The following is a 26,408-nucleotide window of genomic DNA, read 5'->3' on the forward strand; positions in this document are numbered from 1 at the left end:
CGCGATGCTCTACGACCTCTCGCTCCATATCGGTTACCGCTACGAGGTTCCGGCAACGGGCGCTCACCACATGTTGCGGCTTCTGCCGCTCTCGCTTCCCGACCGCCAGCGACTTATAGCGGGTGCGATCACGGTCACCCCGGAGCCGGACGAGATCTCGACGTTCAACGACTTCTTCCGCCATCCGACGAGCCACGCCATCCTGCGTGGTCCGCATGAGAAGCTCGACATCCGCATGCAGGCGCGGGTGATGGTTCAGGCTCAGCCTATGGCTGCCGACTTCTCGCCGTTGCTCGACCGCCTGCCGCAGGAGATCGCCGAAACCTGGTCGCTCGATGCGGAATCGCCGCATCATTTCCTCGGCACAAGCCCACGGTTGCCCCGGGACAAGGCGATCGCGACCTATGTGCGCGGCATGCTGAAACCGAGCATGACCGTGCGCCAGATCGCCGAAACGCTTTGCAGCCGCATCCACAAGGACTTCAAATACGACGCCGAAGCCACGACCGTTGACACGACACCGGCGGAAGCCTTCGACAAGAAGCGCGGCGTCTGCCAGGACTTCGCCCATGTGATGATCGTGGCACTGCGCAGCCTCGGCATCCCGGCCGGCTATGTCAGTGGCTTCCTGCGCACCATCCCGCCTCCGGGCAAGGAACGCCTGGAGGGTGCAGACGCCATGCATGCCTGGGTGCGGATCTGGTGCGGCAAGCTGACAGGTTGGCTGGAACTAGACCCCACCAACGATATCGCGGCCGGCACCGATCACATCGTGGTCGGCTACGGTCGGGACTATGCCGATGTCGCCCCCGTCATCGGCGTCCTGAAGAGCTATGGTTCGCATCAGACGGATCAGGCCGTGGATGTCATCCCGGTGCGCCAATAGTGCATTCTTCCATCGAATTTTAGCGATCCCATTAAACGGATCGCAATGGGCCACGGTCTATAACCCTCCAAACGCTGATTTTGGATGGACATGATGACTACCCCTGACAGCCCGCGCAAATCCCTCTTCTCACGTCTCTGGCACGATCGCGCCGGCAATTTCGGCCTGGCAACGGCCATCCTGCTCCCCGTCGCAGCCGCCACGGCTGGTGTGGCAATCGACTTGAACCGGATGGTCCAGGTGCGCAGCGCATTGCAGGACTCAGCCGACTCGGCCGTTCTGTCTGCGGCGAACGCCCTGGCGAAGAACGATAAAATGTCCGACGAAGAAGTGCTCGAGTTCGCGCGCAAGTTCATGAAGGCGCAGCTGAACAACGTTCTCCCAGGCGACGCAAGCGACCAGACCGACGAGGAAGCGGCAGAAGATCCGCTGGCTGGCGCGGTCGGAAATGTCGAGCGGAAGCTGGGAACATCGGGCAAGACCGTCGAAGTCAGCCTGTCACCGAGCTACACCTTGGCGACCAATGGCATGACCGCCCTGCTCGGCTGGAAGGAAGTGACCGTCAGCGTCACCGCGACGGCGCAATCCACGCCGGAAAGCGGCGCGGCAGTCTCGATGTATGTCGTGCTGGATCGCTCCGGCTCGATGTCCTTCACCACGGACACGGTCGACACCTCGGTCGCAAGCTGCGTGAACTACAGCGCGTCCAACTGGGCTTACAAGGATGTAAAGCCAGGCAGGACGGGCTACATCAGCCCAACGAAGCCGTGCTACGTCAAGAAGATGCAGGCCTTGAAGACGGCCTCGGCGATCATGATGAACGAGCTCGTGAAAGCCGATCCAAAGGCCGACCTCATCCGTGTTGGCGCGGTGTCCTACAACGAGGTAACCCAGCCCGCCTCTGGCATGGCCTGGGGTGTCACGACCGCAACAAACTACATCACCGCACTGCCATCTGTGCCGACCGGAGGCACCGACGCTTCCGGCGCAATGACGATTGCCTACAACGCGTTGAAGAAGACCAACACTGCCGAGAAAAGCGCGCACGCCACCAAAGGCAATTCCGACTTTACCCGCTACATCGTGTTTATGACGGATGGCGAAATGACCGGTAACAGCGCTGCGTGGAACCCGACCATCGACAAGGCGGTCTTGGATGAGTGTACCGCTGCGAAGAAAGAAGGGATCAAGATCTTCTCGGTCGCGTTCATGGCGCCCGATCGAGGCAAAACGCTCCTGTCTGCCTGCGCGTCTTCACTAAGCGACTATTACGAGCCGACCGATATGGCCGGTCTGGTCAAGGCCTTCGGTGAGATCGGCAAGGCAGCGGCCGCAGCGTCTACCCGCCTGACCAACTGAGACAATCCAAAACGTTTTGGATTTTGCCCACAATTTGACCGCAGCTGTCATGGCTGCGGTCTTATCGTTTGTTCACGCTTTCCAGAAAATATAATTAGAACAGGATGTTGAGCGGCAAATCGCCGATCGGAACAAAATCATCCTCGAAGCTCCCCGCCTGTTGCAACTGTTTCATTTCGATGCGTAAACTGCCGTCCAAGGGGCCGGCACCAGCAATCGCTTCGAAGCCGCCCGGAGACACGAACAACGCCAGGCGGACCGATGATCAAGACTCCCCACAAAGTCGACCTTCCCCTTCCCAAGCGCGGCGTTTCCGATCCGGACGCCCTGGCCGCCGAGATCATGGACAAGCTGACCTACAGCATCGGCAAGGATGCCAAGGTGGCAACGCCGCATGACTGGCTGACCGCCACCATCCTCGTGGTACGCGACCGCATCATCGACACGTGGATGGAATCCACCCGCAACACTTACATGAACAACGGCAAGCGGGTTTATTACCTTTCGCTGGAGTTCCTGATCGGCCGCCTGCTGCGCGATGCCATGTCGAACCTCGGCCTGATCGACGATATGCGCCAGGCGCTTCAATCCCTCTCGGTCGAATTCGATGTCATCGCCGGCCTTGAGCCCGATGCAGCACTCGGCAATGGCGGCCTCGGCCGTCTTGCGGCCTGCTTCATGGAGAGTATGGCAACCGTCAATATCCCGGCCTATGGCTATGGCATTCGCTACGTGCATGGCCTCTTCCGCCAGCAGATGGCAGATGGCTGGCAGGTCGAGCTGCCGGAAAGCTGGCTGGCCCACGGCAACCCCTGGGAATTCGAGCGCCGCGAAAGCTCCTACGAAGTCGGCTTCGGTGGCACCGTGGAGACCGTGGATGGTCCCGATGGCGAGCCACGCTACGTCTGGAAGCAGGGCGAGCGCGTGATCGCCACTGCCTACGACACACCGGCCGTCGGCTGGCGCGGTGAGCGCGTCAACACGCTGCGCCTCTGGTCGGCCCAGCCAATCGACCCGATCCTTCTCGACGCCTTCAACGCCGGCGACCATATCGGCGCGCTGCGCGAGAGCAACAAGGCGGAATCCCTCACCCGTGTCCTCTATCCGGCCGATGCGACCCCTGCCGGCCAGGAATTGCGCCTGCGCCAGGAATTCTTCTTCTGTTCGGCCTCGCTGCAGGACATAGTTCGCCGTCACCTGCAGCAGGGCAATACGCTCGCCCAATTGCCGGATAAGGTGGCAATCCAGCTTAATGACACCCACCCGGCCGTCTCCGTTGCCGAACTGATGCGCCTGCTGGTCGATGTGCACGGTGTGGCCTTCGACGAGGCCTGGGAGATATCGTCCAAGACCTTCTCGTACACCAACCACACACTGCTTCCGGAAGCGCTGGAAAGCTGGCCGGTGCCGCTGTTCGAGCGTCTCCTGCCGCGCCACATGCAGCTCGTCTACGCAATCAACGCCAAGGTCCTGCTCGACGCCCGCAAGAAGCGCGGCTTTAATGACCATGAGATCCGCCAGATCTCGCTGATCGACGAAAGCGGTGATCGCCGCGTGCGCATGGGCAACCTCGCCTTCATGGGCTCTCACTCGATCAACGGCGTCTCCGCGCTGCACACGGAGCTGATGAAGGAAACGGTCTTCTCCGATCTTCACAAGCTCTATCCGACGCGCATCAACAACAAGACCAACGGCATCACCCCACGCCGCTGGCTGATGCAATGCAATCCGGACCTGACAGACCTCATCAAGGAAGCGATCGGGCCGGAATTCCTGGATGATGCGACCAAGCTCAAGGGCCTCGACGCCTTCGCCGATGATGCAGCCTTTCAGCAAAAATTCGCGGCGGTGAAGTTCGCCAACAAGCAAAAGCTCGCGAGCCTCGTGGCCAGCCGCATGGGCATCAAGCTCGATCCGCATGCGATGTTCGACATCCAGATCAAGCGTATCCACGAATACAAGCGCCAGCTTCTGAACATCATCGAGACCGTCGCCCTCTTCGACCAGATCCGGTCTCATCCGGAACGCGACTGGGTCCCGCGCGTCAAACTCTTCGCCGGCAAGGCAGCGCCCAGCTACCACAACGCCAAGCTGATCATCAAACTGGCGAACGACGTCGCCCGCGTTATCAACACCGACCCCTCGGTCCGCGGTCTGCTGAAGGTCGTTTTCATTCCCAACTACAACGTATCTCTCGCCGAAGTCATGGTGCCCGCTGCCGACCTTTCCGAACAGATTTCCACCGCCGGCATGGAAGCGTCTGGAACCGGGAACATGAAGTTCGCGTTGAACGGTGCATTGACCATTGGAACGCTCGACGGCGCCAATGTCGAAATGCGCGATCATGTGGGCGAGGAGAACATCGTGATTTTTGGAATGACCGCCGACGAGGTGGGTCGCGTGCGCGCCGAGGGGCACAATCCCCGCGCCGCGATCGATGCCTCGCGCGAACTGCAACAGGCGCTTTCGTCGATCGCGTCGGGTGTCTTTTCGCCTGACGATCGCGACCGCTATGCCGATCTAATGCAGGGCATTTACCAGCACGACTGGTTCATGGTTGCCGCCGATTTCGACGCCTATGCCAAGGCGCAGCGCGACGTGGATGACATCTGGTCCGACAAATCCACCTGGTATTCCAAGACCATCCGCAACACGGCGCGTATGGGTTGGTTCTCATCGGACCGTACCATCCGGCAGTACAACGCGGATATCTGGAGAGCTTGATGGCAAAATCACCGAAGAGGAGCGGTGACGTAGCGAAGCCGGACACACCGTCGGCAGCAGAAATCGAAGCGATCATTCATGGGACGCATGGCGACCCCTTTGCCTTTCTCGGCGTGCATGAGGCAGGTGCTGGCCATGTTGCCCGCTGCTTCATCCCCGGCGCTGAAACCGTCATTGCCCATAATCTCGCCGGAGAGCCCATCGGCGAACTGGTCCGTCATCATGACGCCGGCTTCTTCTCCGGCCCTGTCAAGCTCGATGGCGTGCTGCCGGTGCGCTATCGCGCCACCCGCGGCGATGCCGAATGGACCATCACCGACCCCTACAGCTTCTGGCCGATCCTCGGGCCGATGGACGATTACTTCATCAAGGAAGGGTCGCACCTGCGCCTCTTCGACAAGATGGGCGCCCATCCGATCAAGCATCAGGGTGTCGACGGCTTCCACTTCGCCGTCTGGGCCCCCAATGCCCGCCGCGTCTCCGTCGTTGGCGACTTCAACGACTGGGACGGCCGTCTGCATGTCATGCGCCTGCGCCGTGACACGGGCATTTGGGAAATCTTCGCCCCCGATGTCCGGGCCGGCGCCACCTACAAGTTCGAGATCGTCGGACCGCATGGCGAGCTTCAGCCGCTGAAGGCCGACCCCTTTGCCCGCCGCGCAGAGATGCGGCCAAAAAACGCCTCGGTGACGACGCCAGAGCTCGAACAGGATTGGGACGACGAAGCCCATCGCAAGCACTGGGCAAGCATCGATCAGCGCCGCCAGCCGATTTCAATCTACGAGGTCCATGCCGGATCCTGGCAGCGCCGCGATGACGGCTCCATGCTGTCCTGGGACGAGATAGCCGCAAGGCTGATCCCCTACTGCGTCGACATGGGCTTTACCCATATCGAATTCATGCCGGTCACCGAGCACCCTTACGACCCGTCTTGGGGCTACCAGACGACAGGCCTTTACGCCCCGAGCGCCCGCTTTGGCGAGCCGGAGGGCTTTGCCCGTTTCGTCAACGGCTGCCACAAGGTCGGCCTCGGCGTCATCCTCGACTGGGTGCCGGCGCACTTCCCGACCGATGCGCACGGGCTTCGCCATTTCGACGGCACCGCGCTCTATGAACATGCCGACCCGCGCCAGGGCTTCCACCCGGACTGGAACACCGCGATCTACAATTTCGGTCGCCAGGAGGTTTTGTCCTACCTGATCAACAACGCGCTCTACTGGGCGGAGAAATTCCACCTCGACGGTCTGCGCGTCGATGCGGTCGCGTCCATGCTGTACCTCGATTACTCCCGCAAGGAAGGCGAGTGGATCCCCAACGAATATGGAGGGCGGGAAAACCTGGAGTCGGTGCGCTTTCTCCAGCAGATGAACCACCACGTCTATGGCAGCCATCCCGGCATCATGACCATCGCCGAGGAGAGCACCTCCTGGCCCAAGGTCTCGCAGCCCGTCCATGAAGGTGGCCTCGGCTTCGGCTTCAAGTGGAACATGGGCTTCATGCATGACACGCTGAGCTATTTTGCCCGTGATCCGATCTACAGGAAGTACCATCACCAGGAACTGACCTTCGGCCTGCTCTATGCCTTTTCCGAGAACTTCGTCCTGCCGATCTCCCACGACGAAGTGGTGCATGGCAAGGGTTCGATGATCGCGAAGATGCCGGGCGACGACTGGCAGAAGTTCGCCAATCTCCGCGCCTATTACGGCTACATGTGGGGCCATCCGGGCAAGAAGCTGCTGTTCATGGGCCAGGAGTTTGCCCAATGGAGTGAGTGGTCCGAGGCCCGTTCGCTCGATTGGAACCTGCTCGATTATGCCCCGCATGAAGGCATGCGACGGCTGATCCGCGACCTCAACTTCACCTATCGCTCCAAGCCGGCGCTGCATGCCCGCGATTGCGAGGGCGAGGGCTTCGAATGGATCAACGCGGATGATCAGGAAAATTCGGTTCTCGCCTGGCTGCGCAAGGCGCCCGGCGAAAAGCCGGTGGCCGTCATTTGCAACCTGACGCCAACCTATCACGAACGATACGAATTGAACTTGCCTGCGGCCGGCCGTTGGCGTGAGATACTGAATACCGATGCCGAAATCTATGGTGGCAGCGGCAAGGGCAATGGTGGCCGCGTGGAGGCGCATGCCACGGGAAGCGGATGGGCAAAAGCAGGGCTGACCCTGCCGCCGCTGGCCGTGATCATGCTGGAACTGGAACAGTAAGGGGAGGAAAGAAATGAGCGAAAAAACGGCACGAAGCCTGTCGCGTGATGCCATGGCCTATGTTCTGGCCGGCGGCCGCGGCAGCCGCCTGAAGGAGTTGACGGACCGGCGCGCCAAGCCCGCCGTCTATTTCGGCGGCAAGGCGCGCATCATCGACTTTGCCCTTTCCAACGCCTTGAACTCCGGCATCCGCCGTATCGGAGTAGCCACGCAGTACAAGGCTCATTCGCTCATCCGCCACCTGCAACTCGGCTGGAACTTCTTCCGCCCCGAGCGCAACGAGAGCTTCGACATCCTCCCGGCCTCGCAGCGCGTGTCCGAGACGCAGTGGTATGAAGGCACCGCCGACGCCGTCTACCAGAACGCCGACATCATCGAATCTTACGCGCCGGAATACATGGTCATCCTCGCCGGCGACCACATCTACAAGATGGATTACGAGCTGATGCTGCGCCAGCACGTCACCTCTGGCGCAGATGTGACCATCGGCTGCCTGGAAGTGCCGCGCATGGAAGCAACCGGCTTCGGCGTCATGCATGTCGATGCGACCGACCGGATCATCGACTTCGTCGAGAAGCCCGCCGATCCGCCAGGCATTCCCGGCAACGAAGACCACGCGCTTGCCTCCATGGGCATCTATGTCTTCCACACCAAGTTCCTGATGGAACTCCTGCGCCGCGACGCCGCAGACCCGGACTCCAGCCGCGATTTCGGCAAGGACATCATCCCCTATGTGGTGAAGAGCGGCAAAGCGGTCGCCCACCGTTTTGCCCAGTCCTGCGTCCGCTCGGACTTCGAGCGCGAGCCCTACTGGCGCGACGTCGGCACCATCGACGCCTATTGGCAGGCGAATATCGACCTGACCGACATCGTTCCCGAACTCGACCTCTACGACAAGTCCTGGCCGATCTGGACCTATTCCGAAATCACGCCGCCGGCGAAATTCGTCCATGACGACGAGGGCCGCCGCGGCTCGGCGATCTCGTCGCTGGTCTCGGGCGACTGCATTATTTCCGGTTCGGCACTCTACAAGAGCCTTCTCTTCACCGGTGTTCGCGCCAATTCCTATTCCCGTCTCGAAGGCGCCGTCGTCCTGCCCAAGGTGCAGATCGGCCGTCATGCGCGTCTCACAAATGTCGTGATAGACCATGGCGTGGTGATCCCTGAGGGGCTGATCGTCGGCGAGGATCCGGAAATGGATGCCAAGCGCTTCCGCCGCAGCGAAAACGGGATCTGCCTCATCACGCAGTCGATGATCGACAAACTGGGTTAGCCGCATCCATGAAGGTCCTTTCGGTCGCCTCCGAACTCTATCCGCTGATCAAGACCGGAGGCCTCGCCGACGTCGCGGGCGCTTTGCCGATCGCGCTCGCCGCCCATGGCGTCGAGACGAAGACGCTGATCCCCGGCTATCCAGCCGTAATGAAGGCGGTGAAGAAGCCGAAGAAGGTCCACGAATTCGAGGATATCCTCGACGAGCGGGTCACGCTTCTTGAGGCGAAACACGAAGGCCTCGATCTCCTTATCCTCGACTGCCCGCCACTCTATGAGCGGTCAGGCGGCCCCTATCTCGACACCCAGGGGCGAGACTATCCCGACAACTGGAAGCGCTTCGCCGTTCTCTCCAAGGTGGGCGCCGAGATCGCGGCGGGCGTGCTGCCGAGCTTCAAACCGGACCTTGTCCATGTGCATGACTGGCAGGGTGCACTGGTTCCCGTTTATATGCGCTACGCCGAAGCACCTGAAGTGCCGAGCCTTCTCACGATCCACAACATCGCGTTCCAGGGCCAGTTCGGCGCCACACTCTTCCCCTATCTCGGCCTGCCGGGCCATGCCTGGCACGAGGCGCTCGAATATTACGGCACGATCAGCTACCTGAAGAGCGGGCTCGTCACCGCCCATGCGCTCTCCACGGTCAGCCCCTCCTATGCGGAGGAGATCCTGACGCCGGAATTCGGCATGGGTCTCGACGGCGTCATTGCCAGCCGTTCCACCGACCTCTACGGCATCGTCAACGGCATCGATGCCGAGGTCTGGGACCCTTCCGCAGACCCTTTGTTGGCAAGTAAATACTCGGGCACCGCGCTGAAGAAACGCGCCGGCAACCGCGCGGCCATGGTCGAGCGCTTCGCCTTCGACGGCGACGATGGGCCAATCTTTTGCGTCATCTCGCGCCTCACCTGGCAGAAGGGGCTGGACCTGCTGCCTGACGTCATCGACGAGATCGTCAATGCCGGCGGCAGGCTCGCAATCCTCGGCTCCGGCGAAAGCGGGATCGAGGCGGCGCTCCAGGCTGCCGCTGCCCATCATCGCGGCCGCGTCAGCATGGTTCTCGGCTATGACGAAGGTCTGTCGCATGTCATGCAGGCCGGTTCCGACATCATCCTCGTGCCCTCGCGCTTCGAACCTTGCGGCCTGACCCAGCTCTACGCCCTTCGCTATGGCTGTGTTCCACTTGTCGCGCGCACCGGCGGCCTTGCTGATACCATTATCGACGCCAATGAAGCGGCCTTGGCTGCCGGTGTTGCGACCGGCGTTCAGTTTACGCCGGTGACCGTTGATGCACTCCGCCGCGCCATCCGCCGCACGCTTCGGCTTTACAGTGACCATCGTCTCTGGTCGCAAATGCAGAAGCAAGGCATGAAATCCGACGTCTCCTGGAACAGGAGCGGCGCGACCTATGCCGACCTTTATCAACGCCTCGTCTCGAAAGGCCTGTAATCGATGATCTCGACCGTCTCCACGAAACCCTATGCGGATCAGAAGCCCGGCACGTCGGGACTGCGCAAGAAGGTTCCGGTCTTCCAGCAGGAAAACTATGCGGAGAACTTCATCCAGGCGATCTTCGACAGCCTGGAGGGCTTCAAAGGCCAGACGCTGGTGATCGGCGGCGACGGCCGCTACTACAACCGCGAAGTCATCCAGGTCGCTCTGAAAATGGCCGCCGCCAATGGCTTCGGCAAGGTCATGGTTGGCAAGGGCGGCATTCTGTCGACGCCGGCCGCCTCGCATGTCATCCGCAAATACCATGCCTTTGGCGGGATCGTGCTTTCGGCCAGCCACAATCCCGGCGGCCCGACCGAAGACTTCGGCATCAAATACAATATCGGCAATGGCGGCCCGGCACCGGAGAAGATCACCGACGCGATCTTTGCCCGCACCAAGGTCATCGACAGCTACAAGATCGCCGATGTCGCCGACATTGACCTCGACACAACAGGCAGCTTCGATCTCGCCGGCATGACCGTCGAGGTCATCGACCCGGTCGCCGACTATGCCGACCTGATGGAAACCCTCTTCGATTTCCCCGCGATCCGCGCGCTGATCGCAGGCGGCTTCCGCGTCGTGATAGATTCGATGAGCGCCGTCACCGGCCCCTATGCGGTCGAAATCCTTGAGAAGCGCCTCGGCGCAGCGGCAGGATCCGTGCGCAACGAAGTCCCCCTGCCCGACTTCGGCCACCACCATCCCGACCCGAACCTCGTCCACGCCAAGACCCTCTACGACGACGTCATGAGTGCCGACGGCCCGGACTTCGGTGCGGCTTCCGATGGCGACGGCGACCGCAACATGGTGGTCGGCAAGGGGATGTTCGTCACTCCCTCCGACAGCCTCGCGATGATCGCCGCCAACGCCACCTGCGCCCCCGGCTACAGACAAGGCATTGCCGGGATCGCCCGCTCGATGCCCACAAGTGCCGCCGCCGACCGAGTGGCGGAAAAGCTCGGCATCGGCATGTATGAGACCCCGACCGGCTGGAAATTCTTTGGCAACCTGATGGATGCCGGCAAGGTCACCGTCTGCGGTGAAGAAAGCTTCGGCACCGGCTCTGACCATGTGCGAGAAAAGGACGGCCTCTGGGCCGTGCTCTTCTGGCTCAACATCGTGGCCGCCCGCAAGCAGAGCGTGAAGCAGATCGTGGAAAGCCACTGGGCCGAATACGGCCGCAACTACTATTCCCGCCACGACTACGAAGGCGTTGATACAGAGAACGCCAACGCGCTGGTCGCAGCCCTCCGCGCCAAACTCGACAGCCTGCCCGGCAGCAAGATCAACGGCCTCACAGTAACGGCTGCCGACGACTTCGCCTATCACGACCCGATCGACCACTCCGTCTCGAAGAACCAGGGCATCCGCATCCTCTTCGAAGGCGGCAGCCGCATTGTCTTCCGCCTCTCCGGCACCGGCACCTCGGGCGCGACCTTGCGCCTCTATGTCGAACGCTACGAGCCCGACGCCAGCCGCCACGGCATCGAGACGCAGGCGGCACTCGCTGACCTGATTGCGGCAGCGGAAGAGGTGGCGGAGATCAAGCGCTACACGGGCATGAACGAGCCGACGGTCATCACCTGATCGCAGCAGTCCTTCGAGAGAATTTTGAGCCCCCGGCCTGCAAAGGTTGGGGGTTTTCGTATTTGGCCTATCAACGCATTGACTCACCCAATATATCCACTATTCTGGAATTATGGATGAAAAAACGACGATCGCGGCGCTTGCCGCCTTGGCCCAGCCGACCCGGCTACAGACCTTCCGCCTGCTGGTGGCGCATGAGCCTGATGGCATACCCGCCGGCGAACTCGCCCGCCTGATCGGCGTGCCGCAAAACACCATGTCGGCGCATCTGTCGACACTGTCCCAGGCCGGCCTCGTTTCAGGCGAGCGCCAAAGCCGCTCGATCATCTACCGCGCCGATCTCGATCGCTTCCGCGCTGTCGCGCTTTACCTTCTCAAGGATTGCTGTGGCGGCAACGCCAGCCTCTGCCAGCCGCTGATCGACGATCTCGCCTGCTGTTCCCCTACCCTCGAAATCACCCGCCCTAACTGAGAGACCTGTCATGTCCGACAAGATCTACAATGTTCTTTTCCTCTGCACCGGCAACTCCGCCCGTTCAATCATCGCCGAAGCGATCCTGAACCGGCTCGGCCAGGGCAAGTTCAAGGCCTATTCCGCCGGCTCCCAGCCGAAGGGTGAAGTTCACCCCTACACGCTGCAACTGCTGAAGGGCATGAACTATGACACGAGCTTCGCGCGTTCGAAGAACTGGGACGAGTTCGCAGTACCCGGCTCGCCGCAGCTCGATTTCGTTTTCACCGTCTGCGACAATGCCGCCGCCGAAGCCTGCCCCGTCTGGCCCGGCCAGCCGATGACCGCCCATTGGGGCGTGCCGGATCCGGCTGCAGCTGAAGGCACGGATTCCGAAAAGCACTTCGCCTTTGCGGAGGCCTACCGGATGCTCAATCACCGTATTTCCATTTTCGTCAGCCTGCCGATGACGAGCCTCGACAAGCTCTCGCTGCAGAAGCGCCTGGCCGAGATCGGCGCGACCACCGATGCTGCCAATCCCGAGGTCGCCTGATCCATGTCCACATTTGAACGCTACCTGACCCTCTGGGTCGCGCTGGCGATTGCCGCCGGCATCGCGCTAGGGTCGGTATTCCCCGGCCTCTTTCAGCTCATCGGCTCGGCCGAGATCGCCAAGGTCAACCTGCCGGTTGCAGTCCTCATCTGGCTGATGATCATTCCCATGTTGATGAAGATCGACTTCGCCGCCATCCGCGAAGTGGGGACCCATTGGCGCGGCATGAGCGTCACGCTTTTTGCCAACTGGGCAGTCAAGCCTTTCTCCATGGCAGTTCTTGGCTGGATCTTTATCGGCTGGCTGTTTGCGCCCTTCCTGCCCAGCGATCAGATCGACAGCTATATCGCCGGCCTCATCCTGCTCGGGGCCGCACCCTGCACCGCCATGGTCTTCGTGTGGTCGAACCTCACCCGCGGCGATGCGCCCTTCACCCTCACCCAGGTCGCACTCAACGATGCCGTCATGGTGCTGGCCTTCGCGCCGATCGTCGCCATCCTGCTCGGTGTTTCCTCGATCATTGTGCCCTGGGATACGCTTCTCATCTCCGTTGCGCTCTTCATCGTCGTGCCGGTTATCGTCGCCCAGATCCTGCGCCGGGCGCTCGGCAGCGGCGATGGTCGCGCCCTGCAACGCTTCCAGGACCAGATACAGCCGCTCTCGATCGGCGCGCTGCTCCTGACCGTCGTCCTGCTCTTCGCTTTCCAGGGCAACCAGATCCTCGCCCAGCCGATCGTGATCGCGATCCTCGCCGTACCGATCTTCCTGCAGACGGTCTTCATCTTCGGCTTCGCCTATCTGGCAAACCGCATGACCGGCGAAGCCCATTGCATCGCCGGCCCCTCCGCCCTGATCGGCGCCTCCAACTTCTTCGAGCTTGCGGTTGCAACCGCCATCAGCCTCTTCGGCTTCAATTCGGGCGCCGCCCTGGCCACCGTCGTCGGCGTGCTGATCGAAGTGCCGGTCATGCTGGCGCTGGTCGCCGTCGTCAATCGCAGCAAGGGCTGGTACGAGGCGGGCAACGCCGTCACCGCCAGATCCGCCAATCAAGCAAAGGCCTGAAATTTCATGAACGTCACCATTTATCACAACCCGGCCTGCGGCACCTCGCGCAACACGCTGGACCTTATCCGCCATGCCGGCATCGAGCCTGATGTCATCGAATACCTGAAGACCCCGCCGAGCAAGGAAGCCCTGGCGAAGATGATCGCCGACTCCGGCCTGTCCGTGCGCCAGGCAATCCGCGAAAAGGGCACGCCCTATGAGGAACTCGGCCTTGCCAATCCCGCTCTCTCGGACGACCAGCTTTTAGATGCGATGATCGCAACCCCGATCCTCATCAACCGCCCGCTCGTGGTCACCGACATGGGCACGCGCCTTTGCCGTCCGTCCGAGCTGGTGCTCGACATCTTGGACCCAGATGCCTTCACCTCCGCCTTTGTCAAGGAAGACGGCGAGGCCGTGCTCGATGCGGAGGGCAAGCGCCTTGTCTGATGTGACTGTAGACCTGCCCGCCGCGGATCTCGATCATTTGCGGATGCCGGATCTGGAGGCGCTGCGGCGCCCCTTTTCCACCCACAAGCCGCGCATCCTGATCCTCTATGGCTCACTGCGGCAGATCTCCTTCAGCCGCCTACTGGCCATGGAAGCCAAGCGCCTGCTCGAGCATTTCGGCGCAGAAGTGAAGGTTTTCGATCCTTCCGGCCTGCCGCTACCCGACGATGCACCGGTGAGCCATCCCAAGGTGCAGGAACTGCGCGACCTCTCGGCCTGGTCCGAAGGCCAGGTCTGGGTGAGCCCCGAGCGCCACGGCACGCTGACCGGCATCATGAAGGCGCAGATCGACTGGATCCCGCTGTCCGTCGGGGCCATCAGGCCGACGCAGGGCAAGACGCTCGCCGTCATGCAGGTCTCCGGCGGTTCGCAATCGTTCAATGCGGTCAACGCCATGCGCCTGCTCGGCCGCTGGATGCGGATGCTCACCATCCCGAACCAGTCCTCGGTCGCCAAGGCCTATCAGGAATTCGACGCGGATGGTCGAATGAAGCCCTCATCCTATTACGAGCGCGTCGTCGATGTCTGCGAGGAACTAGTGAAGTTCACCTACCTCACCCGTGACATCTCCGACTACCTGACCGATCGCTATAGCGAACGGAAGGAAGCAGCCGTGAAAGCCGTGAACCTCAAGGCCATGTAAACGCAACCACTCTGGTCCGGGGCCGCCCGCCTGCTATGTTCCATCAGGCGCGCGAATCAACCGGACCACGAGGCGATCCATGACCAAGCCGATGCTCGGAGCCACCCTGGGCAAAACCGGTACCGATTTCCGTCTCTGGTCGCATCACGCCGAACGCGTGGACCTCTGCCTCTTCGATGAGGGGGGCGAGACGGAACTCGCCCCCCTCACGATGGTGCGGGGTGAAGGCGATGTGCATCACGTCTTTGCGAAAGACGTCAAGGAAGGCGCCCGCTACGGCTTCCGCATCCACGGCCCCTATGATCCGTCTCAAGGCCATTGGTACGATCCATCCAAGCTCTTGATCGATCCCTACGCCACCGAGCTGGACCGGCCCTTCGTTTACGACACACGCCTTGGTCAGTTCGGCGTCGACACCGCCGACCTGATGCCGAAATCGATCGTGAAGGCGCACAAGCCGCTAAAGCCCATGATGCCGCTCGGCGAGCGCACCGGCTTCATATACGAGGTCAACGTCAAGGCACTGACCATGCTACATCCTGACGTCCCGGACGCCCAACGCGGCACGCTCGCAGCCCTCGCCCACCCCGCAATCCTCGCGCATCTCAGGCGTATCGGCGTCGACATGGTCGAACTCATGCCGATCACCGCCTGGATCGACGAACGGCATCTGCCCCCGCTCGGCCTCACCAACAGCTGGGGCTACAACCCCGTCGCGATGATGGCGCTCGATCCGCGCCTCGTGCCCGGCGGCGTGAAGGAGCTGCGCGAGACGGTCGCCGCGCTTCATGCGGAAGGCATCGGCGTCATCCTCGACCTCGTCTTCAACCACACCGGCGAAAGCGATGTGCATGGCACCACGCTCTCGCTACGCGGCATCGACAACCGCTCGCTGTTCCGCCATGTGGCCGATGATCCGGGTACGCTGGTCAACGACACCGGCTGCGGCAACACGCTCGCCTGCGACCATCCCTTCGTCCGTCAACTGATCGTCGATACGCTCCGCCACTTCGTCCTGTCAGCCGGTATCGACGGTTTCCGCTTCGACCTCGCACCGATCATGGGACGGCACTGGGACCGCTTCCATCAGGACGCACCTACTCTCAGGGCCATCCTCGAGGACGAAGTGCTGGAGGATCGCATCCTGATCGCCGAACCCTGGGACATCGGGCTCGGCGGGTACCAGCTCGGCCGCTTCCCGCCCGCCTTCCTCGAATGGAACGACCGCGCCCGCGACACCTTCCGCCGCCACTGGCGGGGCGATGCCGGGACGACAGGCGATCTTGCAACGGCGCTTGCCGGCTCCGCCGAACTCTTCGCCCATGACGGCCACGGCCAGACCCGCAGCGTCAACTTCATCGCCGCCCATGACGGCTTTTCGCTCTACGACCTCGTCTCCTTTGAGCACAAACACAACGAGGCGAACGGCGAGGACAACCGCGACGGCCACAACGAGAACCATTCCTGGAACAACGGCGTCGAGGGTGAGACATCCGACAAGGCGATCCTCAAGAAGCGTCGGCAGGATGTCGAGGCCCTGCTCTCCACGCTATTTGCCAGCCGAGGTGCCGTGATGCTGACGGCCGGCGACGAGTTCGCCCGCACGCAACGCGGCAACAACAATGCCTATTGCCAGGACAATGCCCTCACCTGGCTCGACTGGTCTGGGGCGGACGAGGAACTGATCGAAACCACCGCCCGTCTGGCCGCCATGCGCCAGCGCTTCTCCTGCTTCATGGATACGAGTGTCCTGACCGGAGACGGCGATGTCAGCTGGCTGAACACCGACGGCGTGCCCATGACGGTCGCCGACTGGGAAACGCCCGACCTCGGTGCCTTCACCATGGTGTTGACCTCGATCGATCGGGAGACCGGCAAGGACTGCCGCGTCGCTGTGCTCATCAACCGATCGACCAAGGCGACCGATTTCGCGCTCCCGCCGCAGGGCAAACGCAAATGGCGACGTCTGCAGACCGGCCGCAGCGCCGCGACGTTTGCCGCGAGACCCCGCAGCGTCGATTTCTGCGTTGAAACCTGAGTTTTTGCACTGCAGTGATGTTAGCCTCTTCCGCCCGACATCAAGCGGCTGTAGCCTGCGGGAATTGTTGAAGGATCAGGTTCTTTTCATGCCGCAAGAGATTTCGCTCAAGGACGTGCCGGGCCTCGTTGGAACCGTGGTGGGCGTGTCGGACTGGATCACCGTCGATCAAACCATGATCGACGCCTTCGCCGGTGCCACCATGGACCACCAGTTCATCCACACCGACCCGGTGCGCGCCGCCGCCGAAACGCCCTTCGGCGGCACCATTGCCCATGGCTTCCTGACGCTCTCGCTCTTGTCAGCGATGAACTACAACTGCCTGCCGAAGATTCGCGAGCAGACCATGGGCATAAACTACGGCTTCGAGAAAGTCCGCTTCATGTCACCCGTCCGCACCGGCAAGCGCATTCGCGGCTCCTTCAAGCTCGCCGAAGCCCGCTTCCGCGGCGCGGGCATGCTGATGAACACCTATGATGTGACCGTCGAGATCGAGGATGAGCGAAAACCGGCTCTCACCGCCGACTGGATCACCATTTCCCAGTTCGACCCGAAGGATCGCCCGGAAGGCGTCTGACACGAAAGGCGCCTTAGACCATGAGCGACGACCGGGCAGACCAGATCCGCCAGAGTTTCCGCCGCCAGACGAAAGCCTGCGCCGATCTCGGCTCCCCCTTCACTGCCCGCCTCTGCACGCTGACGGCAGAACGGCTGACAGACGAGACCCGTGTTGGTGCGACCATCCTCGGCTGGCCCGGCAATCCTGACGGCACGGGCGACGCGCTGGCGCTCCGGTTGGCCGGCACGCTGCATGCCCTGGTCCGATCCGGCCAGGATCAGGCCTTGTCAGCCGTCTATCCGCCAAATGCCGTCGACGACGACACGCTCTGGGCCGCTGTGGAAGCCGCCTTGCGCCGCGACGAAGCCTTCATGCTGGAGCGCCTGAGGTCGGCACCGCAGACCAACGAGGTGCGCCGCTCCTCCGCCCTGCTCCCCGGCTTCCTGACCATCGCATCGTTGACGGGCAAACCGCTGATCCTCTCGGAAGTCGGCGCAAGCGCCGGGCTGAACCTGCAATGGGACTGCTACATCTACCAACTGGGAGACTTCCGCTGGGGCAAAGCCTCCGCCGTCGAACTCGCCCCACGCTGGGAAGGCCCGCCGCCGCCAAACGCTGCAGTCCAGATCACCGAACGCGCCGGCTGCGACCTCAACCCGCTCGACCCATCTTCAGAAGACGACCGCCTGCGGCTCTTCTCCTACATCTGGGCCGATCAGCAGGACCGCCTCGACCGCACGGCAGCAGCGCTTGCCATGGCCACCGAAAGCGGTATGAAGGTCGAAAAGGCCGACGCCATCGACTGGCTGCACAAGCGCCTGGTGACGCGTCCGGGCATGACCCACGTGATCTACCACACCATCGCCTGGCAATATCTGCCGCCGGCGCTGAAGGCCGAGGGTGAAGCGCTGATCGCCGATGCGGGTGCCCGCGCGACGGAAGCCGCACCGCTGGCCCGACTGCAGCTGGAGGCCGATGGCAAGCCGGAGGGTGCGGCACTCCTGCTGACGCTGTGGCCGGCGGGCGAAACCCGCGAGATCGGCCGGGCGGATTTTCATGGGCGCTGGGTGAAATGGGTGGGGTGGGAAGGTTCAGCCGTCTGAAATGAGTTGGCCAACGGAGTTGTGCCGCTAATGGCGATCGATACGCCATCCTCATGGATCATACAGAACTCTTTGGCTGATCGGTTTTGCCCCTTGATGAACCTGCGAGCCCCAGAAAGACAAGAACTGCCTGATTGAGCCGCAGGATATCGGCGTCATCCAACCGTCCGACCCTTTTTCCTATCTTGGATTTCGGCACTGTCGTAATCTTGTCCACCATGAGCCGGCACGGTGAATGCAGTCCATTGCGCTCATTCGGCTCCACCGGCAGGCGAAAAAGCGGCGCGTCGGTTTCATCCGTGGTAAAGGCGCAAATGGTGATGGAATCCGTGGCGTCAAACACCTCATCCTGAACCACGACTACGGGGCGAGGTTTTCCCGCATAGTCCTTGCCGCCCGAGACAGTCCAGATGTCGCCGCGTCTCAAGCGTCATCACCATCTTCGAAGTCGATGTCGGAGACAGCATCGATAAAAGCCTGATCGCTCACTGCATCAGCGCTCGTTGCAACGGCAAGTGACTGACGGTGCGCTTCCGCCTTGAATGACGCGGCACGGACATCCGGTACCCAGATCTGGATCGGGCGCAAACCTTGCGCCCGCAGGCGCGCGCGATGCTCGCTCACCTTCACGCGGGACGGCTTGGGTTTGGCGATAGAGGACATGACGGGTTCCATCTGCTTCGCATCATTGGTTTCACAACCTTAATCTAGTTACATGTAACCTATCATGGACCGACAGAGATTGCGAGCCTTTGCGATGCAGAGTGCAGAGGAGAAAGGAGGCTTTTGCAACCCTGACCAGACAGGGTGTCGTGTCTCATAAAAAAGGCCGGGTCACCCCGGCCTCCTCAAAACCCTTGAAACACCCCGCCCCTCAGAGCGAAGCATCCTCCGCGCCCTCGGCGAGCATGCCGAACGCATACTCTGCAAAGGACCGCCAGCATTCGACCCGGAACGTCTCTTCCTCGACGCGGTAGAGGATGATCTCTATCTTGCCAAAGACGGTGCGCGTGACCGCACCCACCGGGAAGGCGGCGAGAGACAGGTCGAGCGGGCAGGCCGCATTCAGCGTGTCGGCGGCAGCCGGACCCGAGACGATGATCGCCGTGTTGCGGTAGGAAACGTCTGTCGCCGAGTGAACGACGCCGGAGGCGGCGCAGTCGGCCATCAGCGCGTCACCCTTCTCGTCGATCAGGAACCATTCGTCCGGACCGATCCAGAAGGCCGTGCGGCCCTTGGCCGAGACGGACGTCTTGGGCTTTGTCGGAAGCTTCAGGCCGAGCGTCTTGGAGAGACCTGCGACGGCATCGGCACCGGCGCGCAGTGACACGCGGGTGGCGGGAAGTGCGGGCGTCAGGCGCACCTTGGCGCTGCCGCCATGGAAGCCGGCAAGGACGGTTTTGCGTTCTGCAACAGACAGATCAGCCATGGATGCGGCCTCCTTCCTTGTCAAAGAATACCATGTCGGTCACTTCCACCGCGATGGTCTTGTCCTTCATCGGCACGTAAAGCGTCTCGCCCATGCGTGCACGGCCACCTGACACCATGGCAATCGCAATCGAGCGGCCAAGGTTTTCCGACCAGTAGGACGAGGTCACGTGACCGAGCATGGTCATCGGCTTCGGCTGGTTCGGATTGGCGACGATCTGCGCGCCCTCTTCGAGCACTTCACTCGGATCCTTGGTGAAGATGCCGACAAGCTGCTTGCGGCCTTCCTTGACCAGATCCGGACGCTTCATGCCGCGAATGCCGACAAAGTCGGTTTTCTTCTTCGATACCGCCCAGGAGAGGCCGGCATCATCAGCCGTCAGCGTGCCGTCGGTGTCCTGACCGACGATGATGTAACCCTTCTCAGCGCGCAGGACATGCATGGTCTCGGTGCCATAGAGGCAGGCGCCGAGCGACTGGGCGCGCTCCCAGATCTGCCGGAAGACGTCAGCGCCGAAATCGGCGGGCACATTGACTTCGAAGCCGAGTTCGCCGGTGAACGACACGCGGAAGAGGCGCGTCGGCACGCCGCAGAACTTGCCTTCGGCCACGCTCATATGCGGGAAGGCTTCGTTGGAGATATCGATGCCCTCGACGAAAGGCGCGATGATGTCGCGCGCCTTCGGACCCTGGACGGCAATGACCGCCCATTGTTCCGTGGTCGAGGTGAGCCAGACCTTCAGATGCGGGAATTCCGTCTGCAGATAGTCTTCCATGTGGTGCATGACACGCGGCGCACCGCCCGTCGTGGTGGTCACATGGAAGCGATCCTCGGCGAGACGGCCAACGACGCCATCGTCATAGATGAAACCGTCTTCGCGCGTCATGATGCCATAACGCGCCTTGCCCGGCTTCAGCGTATCCCAGGCATTGGTATACATCAGGTTCAGGAACTCGGCGGCGTCAGGCCCGACGACCTCGATCTTGCCGAGTGTCGAGGCGTTGAAGACGCCGGCGGCCTCGCGCACAGTCTTGCATTCGCGGTTCACGGCGGCATGCATGTCTTCGCCGGCCTTCGGATAATACCAGGCGCGCTTCCAGTTGCCGACGTCTTCGTAGACGGCGCCCTGGCTGACTTCATAGGCATGCATCGGCGTCTTGCGGGTCGGATCAAACAGCGCATCGCGCGAGTGGTTGATCAGCGTGCCGAAGGTGACAGGCGTGTAGGGCGCACGGAAGGTGGTGAGACCGACCTGCGGGATTTCCTTGCCGAGCACTTCGGCTGCAATGGCGAGACCATGCATGTTGGAGAGCTTGCCCTGGTCGGAGGCCATACCATTGGTCGTAAAGCGCTTGATATGCTCGATCGAATGCATCCCCTCGCGCACGGCAAGGCGGATATCCTTGGCGCAGACATCGTGCTGGAAGTCAACGAATGCCTTGACGTTGTCGTCACGGCCCGCCCCTTCGGCGGCACCAATCATACCGCCGGTCCAGGCATGCGCATTTGCACCTGACAGCGAAACCGAAAGCGCCTCGGTCGCACCCGCTGCCTTGGCCGAGGAGAGACCAGCAGCACTCGCCTCATCGAGCAGTGCCTGCAGGTCGTCAGTGCCGTTGCAGCCGCCGACGGACACGCAATCCTGCACATAGACGTCAGGCAGAAAGCGGTCGTTTGGGGCATCGTATTTCAGCTTGCCGCGCGACTGCGAGAACATGTGCACCGATGGCGTCCAGCCGGCGCACATCAGAAGCGCATCAACCTCGATCTTGCGGCTCGCGCCTCCGCCATTGCGGCGCACGGTGATCGAGCGGACGCGGAGACGGCCAGCAGTATCGACAACACCATGGCCGGTCAGCACTTCGATGCCCAGCGCACGCGCCTGGGCAAGCACGCCCTCACCCGGCTTTTCGCGCGCATCGACGATGACGGGCACGGAGACGCCAGCCTTCTTCAGATCGATCGCCGCTTCATAGGCCGAGTCATGCGCCGTGTAGACACCGACCTTGGAACCGACGGCGACGCCGAAATGGTTGAGATAGGTGCGGCCCGCCGCTGCCAGCATGATGCCCGGGCGATCATTATTGGCGAACACCATATGGCGTTCGATCGCACCGCTGGCGATGATCACGCGCTTCGCACGCACCTGCCACAGACGCTCGCGCGGCTGGTTCTTGGCGGGCTTGGCGACGTGATCGGTGACGCGTTCAACCAGCGCCACGTAATTGTGGTTGTGATAGCCGAAGGCCGTCGTGCGGGAGAGCACGGTGACGTTGGACATGCCCTTGAGCTTGGCGACGGTCGCTTGCGCCCAGTCCCAGCCGCTCTGGCCGTCGACGGTCGCACCCGTATCGAAGTGGAAGGCACCGCCCATGTCCGGCTGTTCGTCGACGATCATGACGCGCACGCCCGTCTGGGCGGCAGCGAGCGCCGAAGCGAGACCGGCGGCACCGCCACCGATCACCAGCACGTCGCAATGGGCATAGCGGTTGGCATAATGGTCCGGATCGGCTTCCTTCGGCGCATGGCCAAGACCGGCGGCGCGACGGATGAAGGGCTCATAGATCTGGTGCCAGGCAGCCTTCGGCCACATGAAGGTCTTGTAGTAGAAGCCGGCGGCGAAGAAAGGCGACATCAGATTGTTGACCTCGCCGATGTCGAGCGACAGCGATGGCCAGCGGTTCTGCGTCTCGATCTTCATGCCGTCGAAGACTTCCTGCACGGTCGCCCGCACATTCGGCTGGCGGCGGGCAGCGTCACGCGAGACGTCGAGCAGCGCATTCGGCTCCTCCGGACCAGCGGTCAGGATACCGCGCGGACGGTGATACTTGAACGAGCGTCCGGCGAGGTGCATGCCGTTGGCGATCATGGCAGACGCTACGGTATCGCCTTCGTAAGCCGTCAGTGTGCGGCCATCGATGGTGAAACGGGCAGTCAGCGCCGGCGTCAGGCGACCCTTGCCGGGAATACGGTTGGCAGCACTCATGCCTTTTCTCCCTTCGACGCAGACGGGGCAACCAGTGTTGCAGGATCGGGCATGGGCTCACCGGCCTTGTAGGTCAGCAGGATCTTGTCGGAGATCGTGTCGCGGGCCGCGTTGAAGAAGCGTCCGCAGCCATGGATATGGCGCCAGCGTTCGAAGATCAGTCCCTTCGGATTGTCGCGCAGGAAGAAGTAGTCGGCGAATTCCTCGTCGGTGATCGAGGCGATGTTTTCCGGGCGCGCGATATGCGCTTCACCGGCGGCGCGAAACTCGAGCTCGGCACGCTCTTCTTCGCAATAGGGGCATTTGATGACCAGCATGTTGGACGATCCCTGATTCAGTGCGCCACGGCAGCGGCGGCTGCCTCGTCGATGAGGCGGCCGGTGCGGAACCGGTCGAGCGTCAGGCCCTGGGCCAGCCGGTGCGGCTCGCCCTTGGCGATGAGATGGGCAAAGAGGTTGGCAGACCCCGGCGTCGCCTTGAAGCCGCCCGTACCCCAGCCGGCATTGACGAAGAGGTTCGGAACCGGCGTCACGCTCTGGATCGGCGAACGGTCGGCGGTGTTGTCGGTGATCCCGCCCCACTGGCGCATCATCTTCACGCGACGGAACATCGGGAAGAGCTCGCAGATGGCGTCCAGCGTATGCGTGATGATCTGCATGCCGCCGGTCTGGCTGTAGGAATTATACTGGTCGGTGCCGGCCCCGATGACCAACTCGCCCTTGTCCGACTGCGAGATATAGGCATGCACGGTGTTCGACATGACCACGCAGGGGAAGATCGGCTTCAGCGGCTCGGAGACGAGCGCCTGGAGCGGCGTCGAATGAACGGGCAGGCGAACGCCCGCCATGCCCATGACGACGGAGGAATGGCCGGCCGCGGACACGCCGACCTTCTTCGCGCCGATAAAGCCCTTGGTCGTGTCGACGCCGGTGACTTCACCATTTGGACCACGGCGGATGCCTGTCACTTCGCAGTTCTGGATGATGTGCACACCGCGATCGGACGCTGCGCGCGCATAACCCCAGGCAACCGCATCATGGCGGGCCGTGCCGCCGCGACGCTGGAGCGCTGCACCGTTGATCGGATAGCGGGCCGATTTCGAGATATCGAGCGGTGGGCAAAAGGCCTTGGCCTGCTCCGGCGTCAGCCACTCATTGTCGATGCCATAGAGATTATTGGCATTCACATGGCGCTTGAAGGACTGCTGATCATGCACATTGTGCGACAGCATCATCACGCCACGCGGCGAATACATGACATTATAATTGAGGTCCTGAGACAGACCTTCCCAGAGCTTCAACGAATGCTCGTAGATGTCCATGCTCTCTTCATAGAGATAGTTGGACCGGATGATCGTCGTGTTTCGACCGGTATTGCCACCGCCAAGCCAGCCCTTCTCGATGACAGCGACATTGATGATGCCGTGCTCTTTGGCCAGATAATAGGCGGCGCCCAGGCCATGGCCGCCGGCACCGATGATAATGACGTCATAGGATTGCCGCGGCTCGGGAGAGACCCACTGAGCCTCCCATCCCTTGTGGGCACGCATCGCCTCACGGACAACGGCAAAGACCGAATATTTGCGCATTCGCCTTAAACTCCTGTGGTTCAGGCATTTGGGTAGGATGATACAGGTCGCAGATCAACCCACGACATGACGTCCGTTTTGCGACGCATTGTCATCCGTCTTTCGACACCCCAGAAGAAGTGCAGCGTAGGGCGCAAAATTATTGGCGGGAAGCCTTGCGCCATATGGACTTCACCAGGGTCTTCTGGTATCTCGCAACCCAATCGCCGGACTCAGTGGCCGCGCGAACCATTACGCTGTTTCCGAAGATGTGACCTCCATCGACGGAAGGACCAACACTTAAAACCAAAGGAACGGGATAAACGTGCAGGTACTAGTCCGCGACAACAACGTTGACCAGGCGCTCCGCGCTCTCAAGAAGAAAATGCAGCGCGAAGGCATTTTCCGTGAAATGAAGATGCGCGATTTCTTCGAAAAGCCGTCCGAGAAGCGTGCACGCGAAAAGGCCGAGGCCGTTCGCCGCGTCCGCAAGCTCGCCCGCAAGAAGATGCAGCGCGAAGGCCTTCTGCCGGCCCCTGCTCGCGCGCGCTGATCAGCCTAGATTTAGACGTTTTCCTATGAAATGAGGGCGGGGGCGAGACGAATCGCCGCCGCTCTTTTGATATGCAACACGAACTAGCGCTGTCCGACGCCTACGAGGGGTTCTGGCGGCCGCCGGATGATGCGCCTCATGACGAAAACCTCCGTGTTCCTCTCCGCCTCCCAGGCTTCGCGCTTGCCGCGACTGGCCACTGCGGCAGCCCTGCTCGCCACGCTGACCCTGGCAAGCTGCGCCACCACGACGGAAACCACGGATGTCATTCGTCTCGACCGGGCCCAGGGCTCCGAGGAGAACATCGCCTCCCTCACCGCCGTCATCCAGTCCAACCCGCGTGATCCGGAAGGCTACAACGTGCGCGGTTCGGCCTATGGACGCGCCGGCCAGTTCCGCCAGGCGCTCGACGATTTCAACACCGCCCTGCAGCTGAACCCGCAGTTTTTCCAGGCCTATGCCAACCGCGCGCTGGTCTATCGCAACATGGGCAAGCCGGTCGAAGCGGCCGCCGACTACAATGCGGCGCTGAAGATCAATCCGAACTACGACGTCGCCTATATCGGCCGCGGCAATATCTACCGCCAGGCCGGCCGGATCGACGAGGCCTTCGGCGACTTCAACCGCGCCATCCAGCTCGACACGACAGATGGCCGCGCATTTCACAATCGCGGCCTGATCTACCAGCTGCGTGGCGACCATGCGAGGGCGATCGACGACTTCTCGAAGGCGATCTCGCTTTCGCCGCGGGCGCCTGAGCCCTACAATGGCCGTGGCGTTTCCTATGTCGCGCTGAACGACGACGACAACGCATTCGCCGACTTCAACCTCGCGATCGAGCTGAACAACAACATCGCCGAGAGCTGGGCCAACCAGGCGCTGATCTATGAGCGCCGCGGCGACAAGGCCCGTGCAGCCAAGTCCTACAGCCATGCGCTGCGCCTCGACCCCAAATACGAGCCGGCCAAACAGGGCCTGGCGCGCACGCGCGGCACGACCAGCTAAGGCCAAAACCACTGACAAGACATCGAAAACGGCGGGGTGACCCGCCGTTTTTTTGTTTGCCCTCCATCCACGCGCCCTGCGCATCAGATGGAATACTGCATGAAAAAAGGCGATCCTTTGCAGGACCGCCTCGCGTCAATCAAAGCTCTGTCGCCGTTCAGCGCATCATGAAGACGCCGGCAACCGACAGCACGATCCAGATGAAGAACCCGCCGAGCAGGCCAGCACCGCCGAAGAAGCCGGCAGCCATGGCGATCATCAGGGCAACCAGGATGGCCGTGCCATATTTGGTGCCGGCGATGAAGAGATCATAGGTCTTCTCGTGCTCCTTGTAGTCCATAGAAGCACCGGTTTCGACCGGACCGGAATGATGTTCGCTCATGTTCGATCTCCCAAATCTTAAGTCTAGCGGCACCACGGCGGAATCACATC

Annotated in this window: 25 protein-coding genes; 17 read left to right on the plus strand and 8 right to left on the minus strand. The window is 61.9% G+C overall.

What is annotated here, in order from left to right:
• The first annotated feature begins 4 nt into the window (after positions 1-4).
• Both D4A92_RS01160 and D4A92_RS01165 read left to right on the plus strand, forming a co-directional pair.
• Entirely contained in the window at positions 5-886 is an 882-nt protein-coding gene (locus tag D4A92_RS01160) for a transglutaminase family protein (RefSeq protein ID WP_203017552.1), read from the plus strand.
• Positions 887-979: 93 nt separating this feature from the next.
• Positions 980-2,245: a TadE/TadG family type IV pilus assembly protein gene (locus D4A92_RS01165; RefSeq protein WP_210346540.1), complete on the plus strand. Its 1,266-nt coding sequence runs from the start codon at positions 980-982 to the stop codon at positions 2,243-2,245.
• A gap of 94 nt (positions 2,246-2,339) precedes the next feature.
• Here the strand turns inward: D4A92_RS01165 and D4A92_RS01170 are convergent, their stop codons facing one another.
• Positions 2,340-2,486, minus strand: a complete 147-nt coding sequence (locus D4A92_RS01170; protein ID WP_203017556.1) for a hypothetical protein — start codon at positions 2,484-2,486, stop codon at positions 2,340-2,342.
• Between the two features lie 20 nt (positions 2,487-2,506).
• Between D4A92_RS01170 and D4A92_RS01175 the strand changes: the two genes are divergently transcribed.
• The 13 genes from D4A92_RS01175 to D4A92_RS01235 all read left to right on the plus strand — a co-directional run bounded on the left by D4A92_RS01175 (position 2,507) and on the right by D4A92_RS01235 (position 18,436).
• Positions 2,507-4,969, plus strand: coding sequence for a glycogen/starch/alpha-glucan phosphorylase (locus D4A92_RS01175; protein ID WP_203017558.1), 2,463 nt, complete (start codon positions 2,507-2,509; stop codon positions 4,967-4,969).
• Positions 4,969-7,182, plus strand: a complete 2,214-nt coding sequence (gene glgB, locus D4A92_RS01180) for a 1,4-alpha-glucan branching protein GlgB (protein ID WP_203017560.1) — start codon at positions 4,969-4,971, stop codon at positions 7,180-7,182. The genes D4A92_RS01175 and glgB overlap by 1 nt, the downstream gene beginning before the upstream one ends.
• Before the next feature lie 13 nt (positions 7,183-7,195).
• Complete coding sequence (gene glgC, locus D4A92_RS01185; RefSeq protein ID WP_203017562.1) at positions 7,196-8,455, plus strand: glucose-1-phosphate adenylyltransferase; 1,260 nt, start codon at positions 7,196-7,198, stop codon at positions 8,453-8,455.
• An 8-nt stretch (positions 8,456-8,463) separates the two neighbouring features.
• The gene (glgA, locus tag D4A92_RS01190) at positions 8,464-9,903 is read left to right on the plus strand and encodes a glycogen synthase GlgA (RefSeq protein ID WP_203017564.1); all 1,440 of its coding nucleotides are present in this window, start codon (positions 8,464-8,466) and stop codon (positions 9,901-9,903) included.
• 3 nt (positions 9,904-9,906) lie between these two features.
• Positions 9,907-11,535 (plus strand): alpha-D-glucose phosphate-specific phosphoglucomutase, encoded by a 1,629-nt coding sequence (locus D4A92_RS01195; protein WP_203017566.1) that lies wholly within the window; start codon positions 9,907-9,909, stop codon positions 11,533-11,535.
• A 112-nt stretch (positions 11,536-11,647) separates the two neighbouring features.
• The gene (locus D4A92_RS01200) at positions 11,648-12,007 is read left to right on the plus strand and encodes an ArsR/SmtB family transcription factor (protein ID WP_203017567.1); all 360 of its coding nucleotides are present in this window, start codon (positions 11,648-11,650) and stop codon (positions 12,005-12,007) included.
• 10 nt (positions 12,008-12,017) lie between these two features.
• The gene (locus D4A92_RS01205; protein WP_203017569.1) at positions 12,018-12,539 is read left to right on the plus strand and encodes an arsenate reductase ArsC; all 522 of its coding nucleotides are present in this window, start codon (positions 12,018-12,020) and stop codon (positions 12,537-12,539) included.
• Positions 12,540-12,542: 3 nt separating this feature from the next.
• Positions 12,543-13,601: an ACR3 family arsenite efflux transporter gene (gene arsB, locus D4A92_RS01210; RefSeq protein ID WP_203017571.1), complete on the plus strand. Its 1,059-nt coding sequence runs from the start codon at positions 12,543-12,545 to the stop codon at positions 13,599-13,601.
• A 6-nt stretch (positions 13,602-13,607) separates the two neighbouring features.
• Positions 13,608-14,033, plus strand: coding sequence for an arsenate reductase (glutaredoxin) (gene arsC / locus D4A92_RS01215; RefSeq protein WP_203017573.1), 426 nt, complete (start codon positions 13,608-13,610; stop codon positions 14,031-14,033).
• Positions 14,008-14,736, plus strand: a complete 729-nt coding sequence (gene arsH, locus D4A92_RS01220; RefSeq protein ID WP_203017582.1) for an arsenical resistance protein ArsH — start codon at positions 14,008-14,010, stop codon at positions 14,734-14,736. Before arsC ends, arsH begins: the two co-directional genes overlap by 26 nt.
• 79 nt (positions 14,737-14,815) lie before the next feature.
• A complete protein-coding gene (gene glgX, locus D4A92_RS01225; RefSeq protein ID WP_203017583.1) occupies positions 14,816-16,774 on the plus strand; it encodes a glycogen debranching protein GlgX in 1,959 nt (652 codons plus the stop codon).
• Positions 16,775-16,862: 88 nt separating this feature from the next.
• Positions 16,863-17,351: a MaoC family dehydratase gene (locus D4A92_RS01230; RefSeq protein WP_203017584.1), complete on the plus strand. Its 489-nt coding sequence runs from the start codon at positions 16,863-16,865 to the stop codon at positions 17,349-17,351.
• Between the two features lie 20 nt (positions 17,352-17,371).
• Positions 17,372-18,436, plus strand: a complete 1,065-nt coding sequence (locus D4A92_RS01235) for a DUF2332 domain-containing protein (protein ID WP_203017585.1) — start codon at positions 17,372-17,374, stop codon at positions 18,434-18,436.
• Positions 18,437-18,494: 58 nt separating this feature from the next.
• Here the strand turns inward: D4A92_RS01235 and D4A92_RS01240 are convergent, their stop codons facing one another.
• The 6 genes from D4A92_RS01240 to D4A92_RS01265 form a co-directional block, all read right to left on the minus strand.
• Positions 18,495-18,863 (minus strand): type II toxin-antitoxin system PemK/MazF family toxin, encoded by a 369-nt coding sequence (locus tag D4A92_RS01240; protein ID WP_203017586.1) that lies wholly within the window; start codon positions 18,861-18,863, stop codon positions 18,495-18,497.
• Complete coding sequence (locus D4A92_RS01245; protein WP_203017587.1) at positions 18,860-19,099, minus strand: antitoxin MazE family protein; 240 nt, start codon at positions 19,097-19,099, stop codon at positions 18,860-18,862. Before D4A92_RS01245 ends, D4A92_RS01240 begins: the two co-directional genes overlap by 4 nt.
• Positions 19,100-19,310: 211 nt before the next feature.
• Positions 19,311-19,865, minus strand: coding sequence for a sarcosine oxidase subunit gamma (locus tag D4A92_RS01250; RefSeq protein WP_203017588.1), 555 nt, complete (start codon positions 19,863-19,865; stop codon positions 19,311-19,313).
• Positions 19,858-22,851 carry a sarcosine oxidase subunit alpha gene (locus tag D4A92_RS01255; protein WP_203017591.1) on the minus strand — a complete coding sequence of 998 codons (2,994 nt, stop codon included), beginning with the start codon at positions 22,849-22,851 and terminating at the stop codon, positions 19,858-19,860. The genes D4A92_RS01250 and D4A92_RS01255 overlap by 8 nt, the downstream gene beginning before the upstream one ends.
• Entirely contained in the window at positions 22,848-23,168 is a 321-nt protein-coding gene (locus tag D4A92_RS01260; RefSeq protein ID WP_054148190.1) for a sarcosine oxidase subunit delta, read from the minus strand. Before D4A92_RS01260 ends, D4A92_RS01255 begins: the two co-directional genes overlap by 4 nt.
• A gap of 17 nt (positions 23,169-23,185) precedes the next feature.
• Complete coding sequence (locus D4A92_RS01265) at positions 23,186-24,439, minus strand: sarcosine oxidase subunit beta family protein (protein WP_203017593.1); 1,254 nt, start codon at positions 24,437-24,439, stop codon at positions 23,186-23,188.
• A gap of 304 nt (positions 24,440-24,743) precedes the next feature.
• Here D4A92_RS01265 and rpsU point away from each other — a divergent pair, with 304 nt between their 5' ends.
• Both rpsU and D4A92_RS01275 read left to right on the plus strand, forming a co-directional pair.
• Positions 24,744-24,971 carry a 30S ribosomal protein S21 gene (rpsU, locus tag D4A92_RS01270; RefSeq protein ID WP_054148188.1) on the plus strand — a complete coding sequence of 76 codons (228 nt, stop codon included), beginning with the start codon at positions 24,744-24,746 and terminating at the stop codon, positions 24,969-24,971.
• A gap of 138 nt (positions 24,972-25,109) precedes the next feature.
• Positions 25,110-25,976, plus strand: coding sequence for a tetratricopeptide repeat protein (locus D4A92_RS01275; protein WP_203017595.1), 867 nt, complete (start codon positions 25,110-25,112; stop codon positions 25,974-25,976).
• A 157-nt stretch (positions 25,977-26,133) separates the two neighbouring features.
• On the opposite strand, the gene D4A92_RS01280 is transcribed toward D4A92_RS01275, so the two are convergent.
• Positions 26,134-26,358: an aa3-type cytochrome c oxidase subunit IV gene (locus D4A92_RS01280; RefSeq protein WP_185808792.1), complete on the minus strand. Its 225-nt coding sequence runs from the start codon at positions 26,356-26,358 to the stop codon at positions 26,134-26,136.
• Positions 26,359-26,408 lie beyond the last annotated feature (50 nt).

Origin of the sequence: Rhizobium rosettiformans (genome assembly GCF_016806065.1) — a bacterium.
Classification (GTDB): Bacteria; Pseudomonadota; Alphaproteobacteria; order Rhizobiales; family Rhizobiaceae; genus Allorhizobium.